The sequence below is a fragment of the Candidatus Nanosynbacter sp. TM7-087 genome (assembly GCF_022828365.1).
GTDB lineage: Bacteria > Patescibacteriota > Saccharimonadia > Saccharimonadales > Saccharimonadaceae > Nanosynbacter.
Genome location: NZ_JAJQJU010000001.1, coordinates 457,110 through 477,670, shown reverse-complemented (window position 1 = coordinate 477,670; position 20,561 = coordinate 457,110). Strand labels below are relative to the sequence as shown.

At 42.6% G+C, this 20,561-nt stretch carries 26 protein-coding genes and 1 tRNA gene; 20 read left to right on the top strand and 7 right to left on the bottom strand.

All coding sequences use genetic code 11. The features are described from left to right. Positions 1 to 11 precede the first annotated feature (11 nt). The 4 genes from nusB to LRM41_RS02560 all read left to right on the top strand — a co-directional run bounded on the left by nusB (position 12) and on the right by LRM41_RS02560 (position 2,125). On the top strand, positions 12 to 470 hold the full coding sequence (gene nusB, locus LRM41_RS02575; protein WP_129636594.1) for a transcription antitermination factor NusB: 459 nt from the start codon (positions 12 to 14) through the stop codon (positions 468 to 470). Then, positions 451 to 948 (top strand): NUDIX hydrolase, encoded by a 498-nt coding sequence (locus tag LRM41_RS02570; protein ID WP_164999844.1) that lies wholly within the window; start codon positions 451 to 453, stop codon positions 946 to 948. Before nusB ends, LRM41_RS02570 begins: the two co-directional genes overlap by 20 nt. Then, entirely contained in the window at positions 949 to 1,665 is a 717-nt protein-coding gene (rnc, locus tag LRM41_RS02565) for a ribonuclease III (protein WP_178143025.1), read from the top strand. Positions 1,666 to 1,735: 70 nt separating this feature from the next. Continuing rightward, a complete protein-coding gene (locus tag LRM41_RS02560; protein WP_243819328.1) occupies positions 1,736 to 2,125 on the top strand; it encodes a KH domain-containing protein in 390 nt (129 codons plus the stop codon). 353 nt (positions 2,126 to 2,478) lie between these two features. Here the strand turns inward: LRM41_RS02560 and LRM41_RS02555 are convergent, their stop codons facing one another. Continuing rightward, the gene (locus LRM41_RS02555; protein ID WP_243819327.1) at positions 2,479 to 2,646 is read right to left on the bottom strand and encodes a hypothetical protein; all 168 of its coding nucleotides are present in this window, start codon (positions 2,644 to 2,646) and stop codon (positions 2,479 to 2,481) included. 107 nt (positions 2,647 to 2,753) lie between these two features. Here LRM41_RS02555 and trmD point away from each other — a divergent pair, with 107 nt between their 5' ends. Then, positions 2,754 to 3,422 carry a tRNA (guanosine(37)-N1)-methyltransferase TrmD gene (trmD, locus tag LRM41_RS02550; protein WP_243819326.1) on the top strand — a complete coding sequence of 223 codons (669 nt, stop codon included), beginning with the start codon at positions 2,754 to 2,756 and terminating at the stop codon, positions 3,420 to 3,422. Between the two features lie 178 nt (positions 3,423 to 3,600). After that, positions 3,601 to 4,020, top strand: a complete 420-nt coding sequence (locus LRM41_RS02545) for a hypothetical protein (RefSeq protein ID WP_243819325.1) — start codon at positions 3,601 to 3,603, stop codon at positions 4,018 to 4,020. Between the two features lie 21 nt (positions 4,021 to 4,041). On the opposite strand, the gene LRM41_RS02540 is transcribed toward LRM41_RS02545, so the two are convergent. Next, positions 4,042 to 4,116 (bottom strand) — tRNA-Gln (locus LRM41_RS02540). A 79-nt stretch (positions 4,117 to 4,195) separates the two neighbouring features. Here LRM41_RS02540 and LRM41_RS02535 point away from each other — a divergent pair. Genes LRM41_RS02535 through LRM41_RS02525 form a run of 3 tightly spaced genes read left to right on the top strand, consistent with a single transcriptional unit; the run spans position 4,196 to position 6,307 of the window. Next, the gene (locus LRM41_RS02535) at positions 4,196 to 4,678 is read left to right on the top strand and encodes a phosphatase PAP2 family protein (RefSeq protein ID WP_243819324.1); all 483 of its coding nucleotides are present in this window, start codon (positions 4,196 to 4,198) and stop codon (positions 4,676 to 4,678) included. Positions 4,679 to 4,723: 45 nt separating this feature from the next. Then, positions 4,724 to 5,218 carry a hypothetical protein gene (locus LRM41_RS02530; protein ID WP_129637143.1) on the top strand — a complete coding sequence of 165 codons (495 nt, stop codon included), beginning with the start codon at positions 4,724 to 4,726 and terminating at the stop codon, positions 5,216 to 5,218. Positions 5,219 to 5,236: 18 nt separating this feature from the next. Continuing rightward, complete coding sequence (locus LRM41_RS02525; protein WP_243819323.1) at positions 5,237 to 6,307, top strand: DNA recombination protein RmuC; 1,071 nt, start codon at positions 5,237 to 5,239, stop codon at positions 6,305 to 6,307. A gap of 52 nt (positions 6,308 to 6,359) precedes the next feature. On the opposite strand, the gene LRM41_RS02520 is transcribed toward LRM41_RS02525, so the two are convergent. After that, positions 6,360 to 7,295 (bottom strand): MIP/aquaporin family protein, encoded by a 936-nt coding sequence (locus tag LRM41_RS02520; protein ID WP_243819322.1) that lies wholly within the window; start codon positions 7,293 to 7,295, stop codon positions 6,360 to 6,362. 57 nt (positions 7,296 to 7,352) lie between these two features. Here LRM41_RS02520 and LRM41_RS02515 point away from each other — a divergent pair, with 57 nt between their 5' ends. Genes LRM41_RS02515 through LRM41_RS02490 form a run of 6 tightly spaced genes read left to right on the top strand, consistent with a single transcriptional unit; the run spans position 7,353 to position 11,472 of the window. Continuing rightward, positions 7,353 to 7,589, top strand: coding sequence for a hypothetical protein (locus LRM41_RS02515; protein WP_129631287.1), 237 nt, complete (start codon positions 7,353 to 7,355; stop codon positions 7,587 to 7,589). A 1-nt stretch (position 7,590) separates the two neighbouring features. Then, the gene (gene pheS / locus LRM41_RS02510) at positions 7,591 to 8,634 is read left to right on the top strand and encodes a phenylalanine--tRNA ligase subunit alpha (protein ID WP_243819321.1); all 1,044 of its coding nucleotides are present in this window, start codon (positions 7,591 to 7,593) and stop codon (positions 8,632 to 8,634) included. A gap of 5 nt (positions 8,635 to 8,639) precedes the next feature. Further along, the gene (locus tag LRM41_RS02505) at positions 8,640 to 9,272 is read left to right on the top strand and encodes a hypothetical protein (RefSeq protein ID WP_243819320.1); all 633 of its coding nucleotides are present in this window, start codon (positions 8,640 to 8,642) and stop codon (positions 9,270 to 9,272) included. Between the two features lie 29 nt (positions 9,273 to 9,301). Continuing rightward, the gene (locus tag LRM41_RS02500; protein WP_243819319.1) at positions 9,302 to 9,676 is read left to right on the top strand and encodes an HIT family protein; all 375 of its coding nucleotides are present in this window, start codon (positions 9,302 to 9,304) and stop codon (positions 9,674 to 9,676) included. Positions 9,677 to 9,683: 7 nt separating this feature from the next. After that, positions 9,684 to 11,000 (top strand): FAD-dependent oxidoreductase, encoded by a 1,317-nt coding sequence (locus LRM41_RS02495; RefSeq protein WP_353524511.1) that lies wholly within the window; start codon positions 9,684 to 9,686, stop codon positions 10,998 to 11,000. Positions 11,001 to 11,010: 10 nt separating this feature from the next. Then, positions 11,011 to 11,472: an HIT family protein gene (locus tag LRM41_RS02490; RefSeq protein WP_243819317.1), complete on the top strand. Its 462-nt coding sequence runs from the start codon at positions 11,011 to 11,013 to the stop codon at positions 11,470 to 11,472. A 5-nt stretch (positions 11,473 to 11,477) separates the two neighbouring features. Here LRM41_RS02490 and LRM41_RS02485 read toward each other — a convergent pair whose 3' ends face one another. Then, on the bottom strand, positions 11,478 to 12,473 hold the full coding sequence (locus LRM41_RS02485) for an alpha/beta hydrolase (RefSeq protein ID WP_243819316.1): 996 nt from the start codon (positions 12,471 to 12,473) through the stop codon (positions 11,478 to 11,480). Between the two features lie 70 nt (positions 12,474 to 12,543). Here LRM41_RS02485 and LRM41_RS02480 point away from each other — a divergent pair, with 70 nt between their 5' ends. Then, the gene (locus tag LRM41_RS02480; protein WP_243819315.1) at positions 12,544 to 14,409 is read left to right on the top strand and encodes an AAA family ATPase; all 1,866 of its coding nucleotides are present in this window, start codon (positions 12,544 to 12,546) and stop codon (positions 14,407 to 14,409) included. Positions 14,410 to 14,488: 79 nt separating this feature from the next. Beyond that, positions 14,489 to 14,830, top strand: coding sequence for an ASCH domain-containing protein (locus LRM41_RS02475; protein ID WP_243819314.1), 342 nt, complete (start codon positions 14,489 to 14,491; stop codon positions 14,828 to 14,830). Between the two features lie 67 nt (positions 14,831 to 14,897). Here the strand turns inward: LRM41_RS02475 and LRM41_RS02470 are convergent, their stop codons facing one another. The 3 genes from LRM41_RS02470 to LRM41_RS02460 all read right to left on the bottom strand — a co-directional run bounded on the left by LRM41_RS02470 (position 14,898) and on the right by LRM41_RS02460 (position 16,207). Further along, positions 14,898 to 15,278 carry a hypothetical protein gene (locus LRM41_RS02470; protein WP_243819313.1) on the bottom strand — a complete coding sequence of 127 codons (381 nt, stop codon included), beginning with the start codon at positions 15,276 to 15,278 and terminating at the stop codon, positions 14,898 to 14,900. Between the two features lie 94 nt (positions 15,279 to 15,372). Then, on the bottom strand, positions 15,373 to 15,756 hold the full coding sequence (locus LRM41_RS02465) for a hypothetical protein (RefSeq protein ID WP_243819312.1): 384 nt from the start codon (positions 15,754 to 15,756) through the stop codon (positions 15,373 to 15,375). A 175-nt stretch (positions 15,757 to 15,931) separates the two neighbouring features. Continuing rightward, positions 15,932 to 16,207, bottom strand: coding sequence for a hypothetical protein (locus LRM41_RS02460; RefSeq protein ID WP_243819311.1), 276 nt, complete (start codon positions 16,205 to 16,207; stop codon positions 15,932 to 15,934). 179 nt (positions 16,208 to 16,386) lie between these two features. Here LRM41_RS02460 and pheT point away from each other — a divergent pair, with 179 nt between their 5' ends. From pheT to LRM41_RS02445, 3 genes are read left to right on the top strand one after another with little or no spacing between them, the layout of a single operon-like run. Then, positions 16,387 to 18,900 carry a phenylalanine--tRNA ligase subunit beta gene (gene pheT / locus LRM41_RS02455; RefSeq protein WP_243819310.1) on the top strand — a complete coding sequence of 838 codons (2,514 nt, stop codon included), beginning with the start codon at positions 16,387 to 16,389 and terminating at the stop codon, positions 18,898 to 18,900. Positions 18,901 to 18,958: 58 nt separating this feature from the next. Beyond that, positions 18,959 to 19,636: an FKBP-type peptidyl-prolyl cis-trans isomerase gene (locus tag LRM41_RS02450; protein ID WP_243819309.1), complete on the top strand. Its 678-nt coding sequence runs from the start codon at positions 18,959 to 18,961 to the stop codon at positions 19,634 to 19,636. Further along, complete coding sequence (locus tag LRM41_RS02445; RefSeq protein WP_243803729.1) at positions 19,629 to 20,561, top strand: NAD(P)/FAD-dependent oxidoreductase; 933 nt, start codon at positions 19,629 to 19,631, stop codon at positions 20,559 to 20,561. The genes LRM41_RS02450 and LRM41_RS02445 overlap by 8 nt, the downstream gene beginning before the upstream one ends.

Sequence of the window (20,561 nt, the reverse complement as noted above, 5' to 3'; positions counted from 1 at the left end):
GACGCTTAATAATGGCATCAAACCGTCATTTGGGACGAATTGTCGCACTGCAAACACTTTATGAACATGAATTTCGCAAAGAGGTTGGTGATAGCGATGTTGACTATAAGACTATTTTAAAGCGTAATTTGGCTGAATATAAATCATCAGTTGACGATATTGAATTTATTGATAATTTGATCAGCGGCATACTTTCGACACAGAGTCAATTGGATGAGAAATTGCAGCCATTGGCGCCAGAATGGCCTATCAGTCAGTTGCCGCGAATTGACCGGGCGGTACTTAGAATTGGTTTATATGAATTGCTATATTGTGCAGATACCGTTCCGCCAAAAGTAGTGATTAACGAAGCGGTAGAATTAGCAAAAGCGTTCGGTTCGGATAACTCGGGTAAGTTTGTGAATGGCGTGCTTGGCACGGCACTCCGTACTCTCGTGGAGGAGTCCGACAGTGAGAACAAGCAACTTTGATAAGATAAAAAAATATTTTAGTGGCAGCAAGAAGCCATTGATTCAGGAAATTGTACGCGAGCCAACTGCTGGTGGTGTGATTTTTCGTCGTAATAAAAAGGGCGAGGCGGAATTTTTACTATATCAGGACGCTCGCGACCGCTGGACAATTCCCAAAGGACACATTGAGCCGGGCGAAACGGCTCAGGTGACGGCTCGTAGGGAAATCGGTGAGGAAACTGGACTGAAGAAAATTGAGCTGCACGGCTGGCTGGGCAAGGTGAATTTTCGTTATCGTCGAATTGATAAATTAGTATTGATGACAACGCAAGTTTATCTAGTTAAGGCGCTGGATCCTAATGAGAAACTCCAAAAGGAAGAGTGGATGAATGGCCTTAAATGGTTTAGCTTTCATGAGGCGCTGGATGAAGTTGAATATGAAGATATTGGCAAGCTGATTCTTTTGGCGATGAAACGAATTAGACAGGAGAATTTATAAATGAACGGAATGAACACTGCGCCATATCAAGATTTTGCGCGCGAAAAATTAGGTTTTGAGTTTGAGAATTTGGATTTGCTAATCACGGCTTTGACCCACCGCAGTTATGTTAATGAGCATCGAAAATCTGTCCATCATCATAATGAGCGATTGGAATTTTTGGGTGATGCAGTTTTGGAATTGGCGGTAACGGAATATTTGTTTACGCATTTTTCTGAGCCAGAGGGAATTTTGACTGCTTGGCGGGCAGCTTTGGTGCGAACGGAAAGTATTGGCGACGCTGGCGATAAGTTAGGCTATGGTCCGCTGATTCGTATGTCAAAAGGTGAGAAAAACGGCTCAGAGCGAGCGCATTTACAGATTTTAGCTAATGCATTTGAGGCGGTAATCGGCGCTATTTATTTGGAGCGCGGTTTTGATGACGCTCGCGATTTTATTCATAAGCATATAATTGTTAAGCTGGACGGAATTTTGGAGTCGGGCAGTTGGCGTGATCCGAAGTCGTATTTGCAGGAGATTTCTCAGCGAGTTGACAATCAAACGCCGGTATATAAAGTCCTGAGCGAAGAAGGTCCAGATCACGACAAAGTCTTTACCCTTGGGGTTTTTGTTGGCGATAATATGATGGGGCGAGGAATTGGTCCGTCAAAGCAAGTTGCTCAACAGCAAGCTGCTCGCGCTGCAATTGCCAAATATAAAGAATCTGGCGAGAAATAATTAAAGTTTGCACGGCGTAAACTGCTCGTGTATAATGGAAATACAGTTTAATTCCAGGAGGAGGGGCAGAATGTCAACAATAGATCAGCAGTTTGTAGAATATACTGTAAAGGCGTTGGTTGGACATCCAGAAGACGTCGTAGTAGACCGAACAATTGATGAAAAGGGTGTTTTACTAACATTGACAGTTAATCCAGCAGATTTGGGTCGAGTTATTGGTAAGCGCGGCAGTACAGCACAGAGTTTGCGTACACTTCTGCGAGCTTTGGGCGCAAAGAATGACGCTCGATATAACTTGAAGATTGTTAACAATGATGGTTTTTCTGGTGAGCGCGAAGAAAATGATTATAACGGTAGTGCTTCTGTGGATAACTCAACAGATGAAACTGTGGAAAATGGATCATCTTACGCAGAAAACACCAGAAAAGAGCTTGCAGAACTCGACGATCTTGATATATAATTAAAACCAGTTCAAGCACAGACATTATGCGAGAACAGCTCTATGCGAGACAATGGGAAACCATTGAGAGCCTTATTTGTGCTAAAAAACCGTCCTTACTGGGACGGTTTTTTGGTGGGGAATAATTTCTATAAAAAGACATGAAAATAGCCCGCCGAGAGGCTCAAGCCGAGACTTAATGTCTCAACGAGCTATTCTCATTGGCGGGCGTTAGCCCTTTGTGATGGGTCGAGAGATCCAACCGCCAACATCCTCTAGTGGGAAGGGTAGTTGGAGCGTGTCGATCCAGAAAATGAGTATCCCCGGCGGGAGTACCATAAGGACTTCCACCAGGAACACCACTGAGTCTTGACTCACTCGCCGTCCTTCTTATCCAGGTACTTCGTGAGGTAGCCGACGAGGCCACCTGCAGCGACCTTACCGCCGCTCCAGATGATATTGGTGAGGGCACGCACGATCAGCGGGGAGACGACGATGAGAACCATGACGATGAACATGGAAATGAGAGCAGTAGTAGTCATTGTAGTTGTCCTTTCTATGTAAGGGCTACTTCTGTTCGGTTGAACAAAAGCTAATACATATATATCATACCTGGACAAAAAAGTCAATACTTGCTACACTGTAACAGATGAGAAAGTTTCAGGTAATTACACTTTTCCCAGAAATGACAACGGGAGTTTTTAATAATTCCATGATGTGGAAGGCTCAGAAAGACGGTATCGTGGAGCTTACGACGGTGAATCTACGGGAGTTTGGTTTGGGTCCTCGTCGTCAGGTTGATGATACTCCTTATGGCGGCGGCGACGGGATGCTTCTTATGGTTGAGCCGTTATGGAAAGCGGTAGAATTTGCGAAATCTCAAGATGAAACAGCGAAGGTGGTGTTAATGAGTCCGCGAGGGCAACGCTGGAAGCAGGCTAAAGCTCAGGAAGAAGCCGATGATGACAGGGGTGTGATATTTATTTGCGGGCGATACGAGGGTGTTGATGAGCGAATTTTAGAGCTAGTTGATGAGCAATGGAGTATTGGTGATTTTGTGCTGACGGGCGGAGAGCTGGCGGCAATGATGATGATTGATTCTATTGTTAGGTTGATTCCTGGAGTTTTGGGCGGCGAAAAGTCTGCGGAAATTGAAAGTTTTTCAGATGGAGAAACGTTGGAATTTCCACAATATACACGACCTGAGGAGTTTAAAGGTTTACGTGTGCCGGATGTTTTATTGAGCGGACACCACGGAAAAATTGCCGAGTGGCGCGCTGAACAATCGCGGATATTGACCAATAAAAATACCCCATAGAGACGGGGTATTTTAAGTTGTGGTGGATTTGTCGTAGAGCGAAAGATACTGTTTTATGGTGTTTATTTTTGTAACGTTCGCTGATTTAACTTTATGACGTTTTTATAAAAAGTGCAAGTGCTTTCGTAAAAAATACAACAAGCTTGAGCTTTTTTGACGCGCAAGCTATACTGAAATTATGTCTAGAAAAGTGAATAAAATTGTTAAATTGATTGCAGGACTATTAATAATGGTGCCATTATTATGTCAATTATTTACGTTTGAGAAGTTTTCTGCGGTATTTACTTCTGCGGGAATTACGCCATATTTAAGTCTTCCGATTGCGATATTACTAGTAATCGCAGAACTTGTGTCGTTGCCGTTTTTAATTGGTATGAATATGTCAAAAAGAATTACCCTAACAAGTAGGACGGCTGGTTTTTTGAGTTTGGGGATTATGACGGTAATTAGTTTTTTGGCGTTTGTGAATGGGCATGCGGCAGTGATATTTGGCGCAACGATAAAGAATGTGAATAGTGTGGCTGCGATTTTTCTGGTATTCGTGATGTGGATTTTGTTGATTTGCGCAAATTTATCGACGAAAAAAACAGCCAAATAATTGGCTGCTAAATTTCAAATTTGGCTGGGATGGAGGGATTCGAACCCCCGAATGGCGGGACCAGAACCCGCTGCCTTACCACTTGGCGACATCCCAACGGCAAGCATAATTGTACTATAGAAAAATGATTTCCGCAAGCGTTTACTGGCCAGCGTTGACGCGATATACTTATAGTATGGATTTGCAATGGATTGTGAAGCTAATTGCTGACGGACTAGTGGTGCCGGTCGTGCTAATTGGTGCGTACGCGTTGATAAAGTTGGTTCCAAATAAAGAGAAGTATCAAGTTTACAGCCAAGTTCTGATGGCTGGTTTGACTGCTTACGTGGCAGCAAAAATCATCGGGTCAATTTATCAACCAGATCAAATGCGCCCGTTCGAGATTCTGGGCGTATCTGCCGGCGCGTCATTCCTTAATAATCCGGGTTTTCCGTCTGATCATGCGCTGTTCACAATGGCAATCACTCTGGCGGTATTTTTCGGAGCAAAGAGTTGGCGGCTGGCTGTTGTTTGTCTGGTTATGACAATCTTAATATGTGTAGGTCGGGTTATTGCTCTGGTGCATACGCCGCTTGACGTTGTTGGCGGATTATTGATTGCTTGTGTAGGGATTATTTGGTATAAACCGATGAATCTTCTGAAAAAGCATAATATTTAAGCATATACATTTGCAATATTGACAAGTTTACGTTACAATTTACGTATGAAATTATTGTCAGCTATTTTCCGTGAAGAAATATCAGATTACACATATCCATTTTCAAGGCGAGTTTTCTTGAGGATTTTGGCGATTTTAGTTGCTAGCGGCGTGGCTATTTGGTTGCTGGCACTTGCGTTTGATAAATTTATGATTACACCCGTATTTTGCGCGAACGCTGAGCATATTTCTATTTGCGCAAACAGCACAAGCATCGCATCTTACGTCGCGTTGGTTTTGGCGGGAATTATGCTAGTTCCAGTGTTGGCGGTATTTGGCATCAAGCGACCTCTGCTAGTAGTGATCGCGGCAACTGTGTCATTGTGGGGTGCTACATTATGGGCTGGCGGATCTTGGATTTTGTCATTGCTATGGGTAGTTTTGGCGACAGTTTTGGTATATTTGTCGTTAATCTGGTTAAATAGAATTCGTGGCAACGGCGCAGCAATTTTATTTATGACTTTATTCGCAATCTTAGCACGAGTTGTCTTGGCGCTATAATCACTGTACACTAAGTGTATGGAAATCATTATCATTATTCTCTTAATTGTTATTACTATTGGTTTGGGTGCGACTTTATTTGTCCTGCAATCAAAAATCAGCGAGCTAAAAAATCAATCATCCGTCGAGCTAATTAAAACCGATGTCGTGGAATTGGGGCGAACTATTGCGAAACTGAATGAATCCGTTAGCGATAAGTTGGAGCGAAGCAATGCGCAAGTCCAGACTTCCGTACAGAAACAATTGTCAGAAAGCGCGAAGTTGGTAGCTGACGTGACGCAGCGATTGGCGAAATTAGATGAGACCAATAAGCGTGTGGTTGATGTGGCGACCGATCTGAAGACTTTGCAAAACGTGTTGCAAAACCCAAAGCAGCGTGGTGTTTTTGGTGAGTTTTATCTGGAAAGTGTGTTGGATAATGTTTTGCCAGCCAAGCAATATCAAATGCAATATCGCTTCAAGGACGGTGAAATTGTTGACGCGGTTATTTTTCTGGACAAGGGTCAAATATTGCCAGTGGACAGTAAATTTTCTTTGGAGAATTACAATCGCATGATTAATGCCGAGACAAAATCTGAGCGTGAAATGTGGCTAAATAAAGTAAAGGTTGACCTTAAGGGGCGAATTGACGAAACTAGTAAATATATTCGTCCGCGCGAAAACACCATGGACTTTGCCTTTATGTTTATTCCGTCAGAGTCGCTATATTATGATTTACTCATCAACAACGTTGGTACGGGCGGTTCGAGTCGCGATTTGATCGAATATGCGTTTCGGGACAAGCGGGTTATTATTGTGAGCCCGACTAGTTTTCTCGCGTACCTGCAGACTGTTCTTCAGGGGCTTCGTAGTTTGCAGATTGAAGAGCAAGCTAAGGATATTCAAGTTCGAGTTGGTCAATTGGGCGTTCATATTAAAAAGTTTGACGAGTTGATGACAAAAATGGGTAAGAGTCTTAGTACGACCGTTGGTCATTATAACAATACGTACAAGGAATTGGGGAAGATCGATAAGGACGTCGTGCGAATTTCTGGTGGCGATAACCAAGCGCAGCCGGAGCTGATTGATCGGCCGACTCAGGAAGATTGACATAAAAAATACCCCGCCGATTAAGCGGGATATTTTATTGTGAAGTTATAATCTATTCTTCGTCTTTGTTTCGGTAATTGACGAGTAGAAATAGGTTACCGCCTAATGCTGCGCCGATTAGGGTAGCGGCAATCACTTCCAGGCTAAAGCGTGAATAGCTTTTTTCGCCTTCAGCTGGCAATACTCCGTTGCTGCGTAGTTGAGAGTCGGTTTTCTCTGTAACAGCCAAAGAAACTGCCGGGTTCAAAGTTGCTCCTGAGATGTAGATTTCGCGTGGGTAAGTGCGGCCATTTTTCTCAGTTTGGGCAGTACTTTGCTCTTTTTGGATTTTTGCAATAGCAGTACTTTTAATGTACGAAGAGATTGAGCCAGATACGACAAGACCAATCATCAATGCTAAGCCAATTCCAAAAGCTTGACCAGCTGCTTTGATTTCTTTGCGTTGTAACACTGCGGCAATGCCAAATACAAATACAGCAGTACCGACTAATTCCATCGCAAAGATGCTCCAAGAGAATGCAGTAAATTGGTCGAAGCTTAGGGCGAATCCGCCGTTTGTTAATGAGCCAACAAGCACGATAGCCGCCATTGCGCCGAGGAATTGTGCGCCCCAGTAAAATGGAACAAGTACGGTCTTTAGCTTACGCATTGTCCATAGACCAAATGTGACAGCTGGGTTTACGTGTGCGCCAGAAATGCTGCCGATAGCTGCAACGATGAACATCAACGCAAAACCGACATACATTGATGACAAAATATCTGATGCGAATAATGCGGCAAGTGTCAAAATGAATGTGCCGATGACTTCCGCAATGACGATGTTAATTAAGTTGTTTGGTAATTTAGAATCTAGTTTGACACGCTTGCTTTTAGCGGTAGATTCAGCAACGACGCGCTTGACGGTCGTTTTGGTTTCAGTCTTAGCGGCAGCGGTTTTCTTTTCTGCGGCTTTAACTGGGGCTTTCTTTGAAGTTTTCTTCGTAGCCATATTCCCTCCTTAAAGTAATATCACGACTATTATAACATAATTTGCTATACTGTAGTTATGGGATTATTTGTAAATCAACAAGATCAGCGTAGTGAATTGCAAGAGCGAATTGCGGCGGAATTAAGAGAGAAGGCGAAGGCTTCGAGTTTGCAAGAAAAAGCAACTATGGACGGCGTCGACGACATAAGATATTTGGAAGGCACGAAACAGACGACGACTTTGGCGTGGGCGTGGATTTTAATCGCTATTATGGCTGGTGCGGTGATTGTAATGTTTTTAATGCAAGGACGATAAAATGGTTGACTTAGACGAATTGAGAAGAGAAATAGTTTTGGCGGTTTCGCAATCCAAATCTCCGCGTGAGTTTTTGCGCGATCGACGACTTAGGGAATTGTATGATCAAATCAAGTCATTGCCGCCAGTTGAGCGTGGTTCGTTTGGCAAGCAGATTAACGAGCTGAAACAAGCTGTTGAACAGGCTATTGCTGTGCGATTGGAAGAGCTGGAAAAAGTTGACTTGAAACCGATTGATGTTACGGCGCCGATGGATGTAAATTCTCCAAAACCTGAACTTTTGCCGAGCGAACAAGGCACGATTCATCCGCTGAGCGCTGAAATTGAGCGCATCTCTGAGATCTTTAATCGCATGGGATTTGTTACGGAAGAATCCAGAGAGATTGACGATCAATTCCATATGTTTGAGAGTCTGAATTTTCCAAAAGGTCATCCAGCGCGCGACGATTATGACACGTTTATGACCGAGGAAACTGATTCTAATGGCGATCGTTTGATTGCTCCAGCACATACGTCGACTATGCAAAATCGCGTGTTGATGAAATATCGCGACAATTTGGAAAAAGGCGAGGCTATTGCCGCTATCGTTCCTGATCGTGTTTTTCGCAACGAAGATTTGGATGCACGCCACGAGCATACGTTTTATCAAGTCGAAGGCGTGTATGTTTCACGCCGAGTTAATGTTGGTAATTTGATTGCCACGCTACAAGAATTTTTGCAGGAATATTATGGCAAGAAACTTGACGTCCGCGTTAATCCATTTTACTTTCCGTTCACTGAGCCGAGTTTTGAATTTGCGTTAAGTTGTCCGTTTTGTGAAGGAAAAAATCCTGATTGTAAAGTTTGTTCTGGTGAGGGTTGGATTGAGCTATTGGGCTGCGGAATGATTCATCCGAATGTCCTTCGGGCGGCACAAATTGACCCGAATGAATATACAGGATTTGCTTTTGGTTGCGGAATCGACCGCTTGGTTATGATGAAGTATGGAATCGAAGATGTCCGTCATTTTGAAAGCGGCAAATTGGACTTTTTGGAACAATTTTAAGCAATATGAAACTTCGACAGATTAAGGATTTTTTGTGCAAGAATCGCCTTCAGGCACTCTGTATTCTTAATGGTGTCGTTTTGGCTGTGGGCTTGGTTGTGGCGATGCTGCTTTCTGATGATAATCGGTGGACGAACTGGAGCTTGAGTAGATTGGGCGAAACCACCTCGAATCGTTTGTCTGCATTTTCGTTCAATTCGGGAGTGTTTTTATCTGGTTTGATTATGGTGACGATTGGGTTTTTTATGAATCGTGGTTATCTTAAACTTGGTCAAATTCGCTCTGCCCGAATATCTGGCTGGACACTTTCATTGTTTGCGATTTGTATGATAGGAGTGGCGCTTTGCCCGAACGACACAATGCACGCGGCTCATTTTGTTTTCTCGCGCGGCATCGTGATATTGATGGTGCTTTTGATGTTTCTTCTGCCTTCGAGTTTGAGCTATTTAACTCATCGTGAGCGAATTTCATCTTTCAGTTTTCCGATTTTTGCGGCAATTATAGCGGCGCAAGGTTACACAATGGGCAAGTTTTGGTTTGTGATAGTAGAAGTTTTATTGGGGATTTTTGCGACGATGTGGCTAGTCCTGGTTTGCCGTAGAATGGAACTTAAATTGTCCGACCTGAAAACTTCGTAAAATGCTATAATTACTTCAAAAGGAGGAATATGAATCACACAATTTTTGACGACATCGTATCTGGAAAAATGAAATCTTGGAAGATTTGGGAAGATGAGAAATTCCTAGCATTTTTAACACCGTTTCCGAATACGCCAGGTTTTACTGTGGTGATTCCGAAGCAGAATCCGGGCGATTACGTATTTTCTTTGGACGATAATTTATATTCCGAAATGATGCTGGCAGTGAAAAAAGTTGCTGGTATTTTGAAAGCGGTAAGTTGGACTTTTTGGAACAGTTTTAAGGAGCTATTACACACGATAATAGTAGTAGCTCAAAAACTTGTAATAAAAGAGGCAGTTCTGTGTGCCGATAGAGAATTTGTTGCAGCGAGAGAGATCGCTAAAAAAGATAGGAGGAGGTAAAATGGATATACAACAATTTGACGCACTCATCATTGGTTTTGGCAAAGCTGGCAAAACATTGGCGGTAGCGCTGGCAAATGCGGAAAAAAAGGTAGCGCTAGTGGAGCGGTCGTCAAAGATGTATGGCGGCACCTGTATTAATATTGCTTGTATTCCTACTAAGGTGCTAGTCAATGCAGCCGAACATCATCAAAGTTTTGATGAGGCGATGGCACATAAGACAACAGTGGTAGCGCGGTTGAATGAGAAGAACTATCATATGCTTGCGGATCGTGAAACAGTGAGCGTCATTGAGGGTGAGGCATCGTTCGTAGATGATCGTACTGTGAAGGTTGTGGCGGGTAACGACGAGCTAGTAGTTAGCGCACCGCAGATTTTTATTAACACCGGTGCGGAATCAATCATCCCAGATATTACAGGTGTTGATAAGCCGTTTGTGTATACCAGTACTGAATTGCTGGATAGAATGACGCAGCCAAAACAGCTAGCTATCATTGGTGGCGGTTATATTGGGTTAGAATTTGCCTCAACTTATGCCAAACTTGGTACAAAAGTAACAGTATTTGAGAGGGGCGATGCTCTGCTTGCGCGTGAAGATCCAGCAATTGCTCGGGCTGCTACTGAAGCATTGCAGGCACAGGGTGTTGAGATTGTGTTTAGTGTGGATGTGACAGCGATTGAGGGTGAGTCTACTGCGACGATTCGCACAGTAAATCATGATGATTACGCTGGTTATGATGCGGTTTTGATGGCTACGGGCCGTCGCCCGGCAACGATAAGCTTGAATTTACCAGCTGCTGGTGTAGCGACGGATGAGCGCGGGGCAATTGTGGTTGATGAAACACTTCGCACTAGTCGGTCGCATATTTGGGCAATGGGCGATGTAACGGGCGGGCCACAATTTACCTATGCGTCGCTGGACGATTTTCGGATTGTGAGAAGCCAGTTGCTGGGTGATGGTCTGTACACTCGCGCCAAACGAAAAACCTTGCCGTACACGGTCTTTATGCAAACGCCGCTAGGTCGGGTGGGTATGACAGAGGCTGAGGCGCGTGCGACGGGGTGCGAAATTATCGTAAAAGAGCTGCCTGCTATGGCGATTCCACGCCTACATGTTGATAATGCTACAACAGGATTGCTGCGTGCGGTGATTGATGCAAACACTGAACAAATTTTGGGTGCTAGCTTATTGTGTCGTAACTCACCAGAAGTCATTAATATTATCAAAACTGTAATGGATAATGACCTGCCGTATACTGTACTGCGTGACCAAATATTCACTCATCCAACGGTGAGTGAGGCATTAAACGATTTATTTGCATAAAGGAGTAATTATGAATCACACAATTTTTGACGACATTGTATCTGGAAAAATGAAATCTTGGAAGATTTGGGAAGATGAGAAATTCCTAGCATTTTTAACACCGTTTCCGAATACGCCAGGTTTTACTGTGGTGATTCCGAAGCAGAATCCGGGCGATTACGTATTTTCTTTGGACGATAATTTATATTCCGAAATGATGCTGGCAGTGAAAAAAGTTGCTGGTATTTTGGAAAAAGCATTTGACACGCCGCGAGTGGCGCTGATTTTTGAAGGCACGGGCGTAGCACACGTACACGCCAAGTTGATGCCGCTTCATGGTGATTTGGCAAAGGGAATTGGTTCGCCAGTGTCACACGAGCAGGTATTTTATGAGAAATATCCCGGATGGCTAACCACGGCTGACGGTCCAAAAATGGATGACGCTCAATTGGATGAAATTCAGGCGCGAATCTTAGCTGCGCAAGGTAAATAGGATAGCTAGTTTGCCTCTAATTTTACGTCTTTTCCTTCGTATATGTCCAAATAGAACGGATATAATTTGTCGGCGTGCTTTTTAACCTCATCTTGGTCTAAGGCTACAATGTCGTGACCGATGTCAAATGAGGCTGGAATTGAATAATATTGGAATTTGGCGCCAGAAGCTGCAGCCATTTGCTTAGGTATGTTGACCGCGAGATTTTTATCAATTGCGGTGTCGTTTTCGCTCGTTACAACCCCGACGTATTTTAATCCTGGAGCTTTTAGGTCGGATTTATAGTTCTTGGCGATTATTATATATTTTCCAAGAGCGCGATATGACAAATTGCTACCTGTGAACGAATCTGGAAGAATATTACGTCCATAAAGATTTCGTAAAAGCGGAATTTTCCAGGAAGGAGTTTCTGATGCTGAAGGTTGATAAAAAGGTGATAGAAATAGCGCTCGTGATATCGTTTGGCTATTGTACTGAGTAATCCAGGTTGCCATATTGGCGCCACCAGAAAGTCCTATAACGCCCACTTCATCGCCCAGGCCGCTGATAATGCTAGTACTGGAATTCATAAATTGTGCCATTGCTGGAATGGTAATTTCTCCATGCCGTTTGTTATCGGTGAGGCCATGGCTGGGAACGCGGGGAATGTAGACGTTGTAGCCAGCGTTGAAAAAGGTGTCGCCCAGGTCTGCGAATTGCTGTGGGCATGCGCTTACGCCGTGAATCATCATAACGGCTTTGGCGGTTCTTTTGCCGTGGGTTTTAATAATCGATCGACATTCTGATCTAACGTCGGTATTTGAAGTGTCTTCACTAACAGTACGATTTGCAGCGGCGATGGCGTCGTTATAGTTCAATTTCTCAGAGCTTGAAGATTGCAATTGCTTGGATGTTGCTGGCCAAAAGAAAGCTGCGGCGACTAATAAGGCGATTATAACGACAATTGAGCAGACTACCCGAATAGTAATTTTTATGATGCGATTTTTTCGTGAAGTATTCATGGGTATATTATAGTATATTTTAATATTATTTCAGCTTAAGCATTATAGTAGGCGTATAATAACCAACATAATGAGAGTCAATTATTTACAATTATCAAATATCCTTAGCTTTAAATACGAGGAGGATATAAACAGCGCCTTTAAGATTGAATTTGACCCAGATCTTAATATTATTATTGGAGGGAACGGATCTGGCAAGTCAACGGCTTTAGAGGCTATGAATTTTGTATTCACAAGAGTCCTATTTAAGTATTGTGAGTTTAGGGATTATAATTTTTCGTTGTCAGGTGAAAATCGAAGAAATGTCCTTGTGATAGATGATCGATCTAATAATATTTCAGGTCTTCGACTCCAGCCTAATTGGAATTCGGAATCGAAACCACAGAGAATAAGAATATCATTTACACTTGATGATGTTGACAAAACTAACATGAGCCATATAACAAATAATTACACTCATATAAAAAATATATTTGAGGAGTATTCTCATATAGAATTTCCCATAGATTTTAGGCCTATAAATGGCGATATAAAAATTGTTATAGATATTATCTTTAATTATGAAAAAAGCACATACAAGGTAGAATATACTAATTCCACATCAGATTCCGCACAATTCTATCTAGAACACTACCAGGCAATTAACGAGGCTATCTCGATACATAATAATGAACATGCCGACCATATAAAATCTCTTGGAAGTACATTTTCTATGTTGTCTGCTTTTCGTAATTATAATACTTTCTCTCTGCAAACTTCTTTGCAATCTAACCCGGTAAGCCAACTACGAGAAATCAGACGTGATTCTTCTTATCGCAGTAATCATGATCAATCTGGTAGTGAGCCAGCTATATTCAATATTGTAAAGCTCAAGCTTGGTGAGGAATATCTTAATTTTTTAAAAGGCAAAAAGGATATTGATGAGGCTAAAGATTCTGTAAATAATTTGAATATGGTTAATAATATAAACAAGAAGCTTGAATTATTGAATTTAAAATTCTATATAGAACTCACAGACTTAAGAACTTGGTCATACGAATTTAGATTTTACGATATAAAAAATGAGCGAAATCTAGGAGACATTAACAGTCTTAGCGCTGGACAAAAATCAATCATACACTTAATATTTGAGGCGTACGGTCGAGATGATGTAAATGGCGGTCTTGTTATTATCGATGAGCCAGAGATTCACTTGCATTACCAATTTCAATTTGAGTATCTTAAAATACTCGAAAAACTAGCGGAAGAGCAGCGCGTACAGTACGTTATTGTAACTCATTCGGAAGGATTCATAAGCAACAAGACAATAGAGTATGTCAAACGATTCTCGCTAAATGAAGAGCGTAATTCCGTGGTGTGTAATCCCGATATTAGGGAAGATCAAAAGAAGCTGATAGAAATCCTAAACAATACTTGGGCAGCTCGAGTACTATTTCTAGATAGAGTATTGCTGGTTGAAGGTCAGGATGATGAATATTTCTTCAGAGCTGCCATAAAGAAACTACAACCAGATCTCAGTCAAAATATTACTGTATATGGGGTACGTGGAAAAGACAGTATATCCTCATTTAAGTCCTTCTTTGAATCTTTCGGGCTAACGGTGTATCTTATTAAAGATTTAGATGCTACAGGGAGAGATTTTTACAATTCTACCGTGTCATTCAAATATGATAAACGGACAAAACAGGCGGGGCTTGATAAACGTAAAATCGACAAATATAGAAACGAGCATCCTGACCTAGACCAGCAAATAGAATCAAGATATTCATCCGACGAGTTTTATCTAAAGAAAGGAGCCGTCGAACAGTATACCAAAAAACCAAAAGGAATTGAGCATGTAATTGATTTTTGTGAAAATGAGATGAATAATTTTCTAAACAGCGATGACGACAGAGCAAAGGAAATTCGTAAAATTATAGAAATTATCTCAAAATAGAGTGGCTTTCGGCTAAACGAGATATTTGAATATTCATTTATATGATGGTTTAATTATAGCAAGAAAGGTAAATGATTTTATGACCACACACCAATTAAAATTGGCGACTGAGCCGTTTGCCGCTATCGCATCTGGTCGGAAAACCATTGAGTCGCGACTATATGATACTAAACGACAGAAAATCCAGATCGGGGATCGGATTATTTTTACAAATAGAGATAATTCTGAGCAAACTGTTACCACTGAGGTTGTTGGTTTGCTGAGATATGCGACATTTCGTGACTTATTTTCTCACAATAATCCGCGAAAGTTCGGCAGTGATAATGTCGAATGGTTAGAAAATCAAATTTCTGAATTTTATTCTATTGAAGACCAAAAGATTTATGGAGTGATTGGTATTGAGTTTAGAGTTTGTCAGTAAGCTTGCATATTGGCGGCGTTAATATTTCCTCTTCAGAATCTTTTCTCTGCTAGAAAATCGGCTAGAGCTAATAATCCAGGACTAGCGTCGCCTTTACTTGTTTTAGGATTGCGTTCATATTTGCGGCGTTTATAGTTTTCGCTAGATCAATGTTGGATTGCATCTCGGCTTCTATGTGTGAGATGGACTGTTGAATAAGAGACACCTCAAAAGGCGTTATATCGTTGATGGTTTTTTCAAATAATGCATTAGACTCGCTTGTGAATAGTGCGGACGTAAAGAATACGCTTGATTCGCTAGTCGTGCCATCCAACTCTCCAGCGAAAGCCCGGTTACCGCCAATTTTTTCCGTTTCCTTTAAGAATCGCCTAATGATCAGATGCTCAAACAAGTGGCACGTGTCGTGGTCTGCTGGTAAATCGTAGGCAGAGTATAGCTTATGAATCATAGGTTTATTATAACAAGGTAGTATTCTACCCAGGCAGCTTTATGCTACTAGGACGAGGTCTTCTCGAACTCAGAAACACTCAGTCGGCATAAACCTACCAACTCCGTTTTTGTTTGACTGCTGCCAGATAATAGTGGCAACGACCATTTGGGTCTGAGACGAAAAATAGTTCTTCTACTTCATCATTTGGACAGATTCTAAGGTGCTGGTCATTGGCATATGGCTTGATAAGATATGTGAACTCAAACTCAAAACCACCAGATATTTTCTTTACTTGTTGGCTCTCGTCCATTGGGTCGGGATAGTCAATTGCTATAAGTATGAGCGACTGGCCAGTTGTTGTTTGAAATAGATAATAGACTGCATCTGGATATAGCGTGATGAAAGAAGCAAATTCACGAACATATGTCGCTTCATTAAGTAAAGGAAAAGCTTGAGTGATAAAATCTGGTATTGTGATGCCGATGCTATTTTTCATGTCTTTACAATTGTACTATTTTGAGTGTGAAAAATGGACAGTTTTATGACTTGTATCGTGGTCTGCTGGTAAAGAATATGCTGAATGCAAGTTGTGAATCATGAATTTATTATATCAGTATGGAAGTTAGCTTAAATCTTATAAGCTCGGTGGCGTGTTTGTACGAAGAAAAGCTTTATTCATCATAGTCAAACAAATTCCCAGCCCCCGCCGCTTTATATAAAGCATCTATCGCTAAGAGTATATCATTCTGAAGTGCTGGTTGGTTGTCAATATTCTTATCGTAAAAATTCCGTAATGACTCCGGATAGTGTTCGTCGGGCATATTGTACAGGAACGTATCATGCAGTAGTTTCTTCTGCTCGGGTGAAATATCATTAAAAAACTCTGGATGAAAATCATAAAACCATTCTAGGCGAGTTTGCAATTCTAGATATCTATCGTAGTTCATAGCTATATTATAATTCAGGGAATGACCCCTCTCCAGGTCTGAAGAGGGAAATGTCCTTGAGGATTATCTCCCGCCTACCCGAGGACGGCTGTATTTTATCCTAGAACAATTTTTACCTTGGTTATTTGTAGTTTTCTAAGGTCGATTACTTGCCGGTAAGATGATATAATTACATTAGTATGAAAGTTAGCTTAAATCTTATAAAACAATTGATTAATTTTGAGTTGCCGCCAGTTGATGAGTTGGTGTCGCGTGTCAATCAGCAGCTTGGTGGTGTCGAGGAAGTGATTGACCTGAAGGCCAAATATGGTGGCGCGCACATTGTGCGGGTTGTTGAGTGTGAAAAGCATCCGAATGCGGATCGTTTGAGCGTGACTAAAATTGACGATGGTGGCGTAGCGGACGTTCCAAGGGATGATAATGGTTACGTGCAAGTGGTTTGCGGTGCGCCGAATGTTCATGCTGACATGTGGGCAATTTGGTTGCCGCCAAAAAGCACCGTCCCAGCAAGTTTTGATGACGCCGAGCCGTTCGTGCTGGATGCGCGACCGCTGCGTGGAATCTTAAGCCAGGGTATGTTGGCGGCGGCTGACGAGCTGGCGATTGGTACGGATCACGAGGGAATTATTGAGATCAATGAGCGTGATATTCCGGCAGGCGTTACACTTCAGGCTGGCGCGAGCTTTGCGGAAGTGTTTGGGCTGGACGATTACGTGCTGGAAATTGAGAATAAGATGTTTACGCACAGGCCGGATTGTTTTGGGCAACTCGGTGTGGCGCGTGAAATTGCTGGGATTTTTCATCAGCAGTTTAATAGTCCTGACTGGTATAATGCTATTCAAGAATTCGCAAATAGCGATGGCTTAGAGCTTGAAGTGTTTAATGAAGCTAATGAGCTTGCGCCCGCATTCTCTGTGATTGCTATAAAAAATGTAGATATTCATTCAAGCCCGTTGTGGTTGCAATGTCAATTAGTCGCAATGGGCGGAAAGTCAATTAACAATATTGTTGACGCAACGAATTATGTAATGTTTATGACGGCACAGCCGACACACGCTTATGATTACGACAAGTTGCGCGGGCATAAACTTGGTGTGCGAATGGCGCACGATGGCGAGAAAGTCGGTTTGCTTAATGGCAAGGAATATGAATTGACGTCTGGCGATATTGTCATTGCTGATGGCGAAGGTGTGATTGGGCTAGCGGGAATTATGGGCGGCGTTGATACGGAAGTCTCGGCTGAAACGAAGAACATTGTCCTTGAATGTGCCAATTTTGACATGTACGCGCTACGTCGCACTGCTATGCGTCACGGAATTTTCACCGATGCCCTGACTAGGTTTAATAAGGGGCAGTCGCCAGCACAAATTGACCCTGTCTTAAAATGGTTAATTGGTATGGTTGGTGGTGAGCAAGCTAGTCCTGTGCTATTTAAGAACCATTCTTCATTGCGACAAGTGTTGGTCGATGGTAAGCACTGGCACGGTGGATTGTTGATTCCTAAAAGGTTTGTCGAAGAACGTCTGGGTGTTGACTTTGCTGAGAATGAGATTGAGGCACTACTAAAGAATGTTGAATTTATCGTTGACGATGGTAATAAATATGGCGAAGCTGGCGTGATGGTTTACAGTCCATTTTGGCGAACAGATATTGAGCTTCCTGAGGATATTGTTGAGGAAGTTGGGCGATTATATGGCTTTGACAGATTGCCACGTCATTTGCCAGAGCGCAGCATTAAGCCTGCGTCGAAGAATGAGCGTCGTGAATTGAAACAGAGAATTCGCCAAAGTTTGTCTAGGTCTGGAGCGAACGAAGTTTTGACGTATAGTTTTGTTCATGAGCGAGTTTTGAAAAATTCCGACCAAGATCCGATCCGTGCGTATCGCTTGAGTAACGCGCTTAGCCCAGACTTGCAATATTACCGAATTAGCATTTTGCCGAGTTTGTTAGATAAAGTTCATGCCAATATAAAATCTGGACATGACGAATTTATGCTGTTTGAAATTGGCAAAATTCACGATAAGAAATTAGGTTTTAACGATGAGAATTTGCCGATTGAAAAGACTTTCATTGACGGAGTTTATGCGAATAAAAAGCCTCAATCTGGCGCACCGTTTTACAAGGTGAGGAAAATGGTTGAAAAACTGGTGAAAGATTTGGGCGTTGAGGTTGATTTTGTGAAGATTGCGGAATCTGACAGCGACGTCCCAGCGCCATTTGATGCGAAACGTAGCGCTTGGATTGTGGCGAAGAATGGCGACAATTTGGGAATTGTTGGCGAGCTGGTTCAGTCTGCCCGACGCAACTTCAAATTGCCAGATTATACCGCGGCGTTTTCTATTGATATTGAAAAATTGCAGGAAAATCTGAGTAAAAATCAGGGCTATAATTACCAGCCGTTAAGTCGATTCCCGTCGACCGCCAGAGATATTTCATTGAAAATGGATTCGAATGTTGATTATGCGAAGGTTTATGCTTGCGCTGAAGAAGTTGCTAAAAAACACGGTGAGTTACAAATTAGCATAACGCCAATTGCGATATATCAGCCGAAAAATGACGATTCGACAAAAACTGTAACTTTGAATGTAAAATTTACGAGCGCCGAGCGGACGCTGGAAGATAAAGATATTGCGCCGATTATCGAGGAGATTGCCGCGATGGCTGCGGAAGAATTCGACGCCGCTCAGGTTTAATGTGATTTGTTGCGCTTGATAAAAATTGCTATAATTGAAAGGTAAATAAAGGAGGAATATGGCAACTACAAAAGGCCAGAGAATAGGTATTTGGGTTATTGCCGGCATGATGTTTTTAGGGACCGTTGGCGGATTTGTCGCTATGATGGTAGCGCCTGGAAATGAAGCTAAAGATCAAGCCGCGTTTAAGAAAGCTCAGGATGAATACACCAAGGCTACTGACGAGCGAAAAAAGAAAGTAGAGGCTCAAGCTAATGAATTGAGCCAAAAATATTACAGCAAGTTTTCTGAGTTTAGCTCACGAGTTGGTGCGTTTGAAGCTGGTGATGTGAAAGAGCTTGTTAAGGAAGATTTGGTTGAAGGCGAAGGTGCCGAGGTTAAGGATGACACCAAGCTGGCGGTTTACTACATTGGCTGGAATGCCAAGGGTGAGATTTTCGATCAATCAATCGCTGACGGCAAACTGAAAGCTCCGCTCAATATGAATGGCCCGGCAAATACTGCAGTCATTCAGGGTTGGAAAGAGGGCTTGATTGGTATGAAAATTGGCGGCGTGCGTGAATTAACAATTCCAGCCGACAAGGCTTATGGCGACAAAGCTCAGGGCGATAAAATTCCTGCAAATTCTCCGCTTAAGTTTGTGGTGATGGCTGTTGAAAAGCCGGCTGATATTCCAGAGCCAGAAATGCCAGAAGTGATGAAGCAATATTATCGATCGCGAGGTTTCAATGTCTAAAGATGTTATTATTGTTGGCGCTGGTCCAAGCGCGTTAACGGCGGCAATTTACTTGTCGCGCGAAGATGTCGACACGACGCTATATGAGCGTGGCGTGGTCGGCGGAATGGCGGCGATTACTGATCAAATTGACAATTATCCTGGATTTGCTGAAGGCGTTACTGGAATGAAATTGGCGTCTGAATTGCAACAACAGGCAGAGCGATTTGGTGCGAAGATTGAGTATGGCGACGTGACGGAATTGAAGCAAGTTGATGGCGAATTGGAGCTGACAATTGACGGTCAATCTGTCCGCGCGAAGTCAGTTTTGCTAGCGACTGGATCGAATCATCGCAAATTAGGCGTTCCGGGCGAAGATGAATTATATGGTCGAGGCGTGCATTACTGTGCGACTTGCGACGGTGCGTTTTATCGTGATAAGAATCTAATCGTTGTCGGCGGCGGAAACTCAGCAGTGCAAGAGGCAATATTTTTGACGCGATACGCTAGTCATATTGATCTGTTGGTTCGCAGTAAATTACGCGCCAGTGACATTCTGCAAAAAGATTTGCAGAAGTATGTCGATGATGGAAAAATTACCGTTCACATCGGTGCAACGACTGATGAAATTATTGTCAAGGACGACAAGTTTTACGGCGTTAAATCGACCCAAAACGGCGAGCAGAAAGAATTTACCGCTGACGGGTTATTCGTATTTATCGGGCTAATTCCGAACACACAATTCCTGACAAACTCGGATGTTGAGTTGGATTTGGGCGGACACATCATTACTGATGAGCATCTGCACACTAATATTCCTGGCGTTTTTGCTTCTGGCGATGTGCGCTCGGGAGCAACTATGCAAATCGCTTCGGCGGTTGGTGAAGGTGCGGTGGCAGCGCTGCAGATTCGTGAATATTTACAAGAAAAAGCCAGAGAGGAGTAA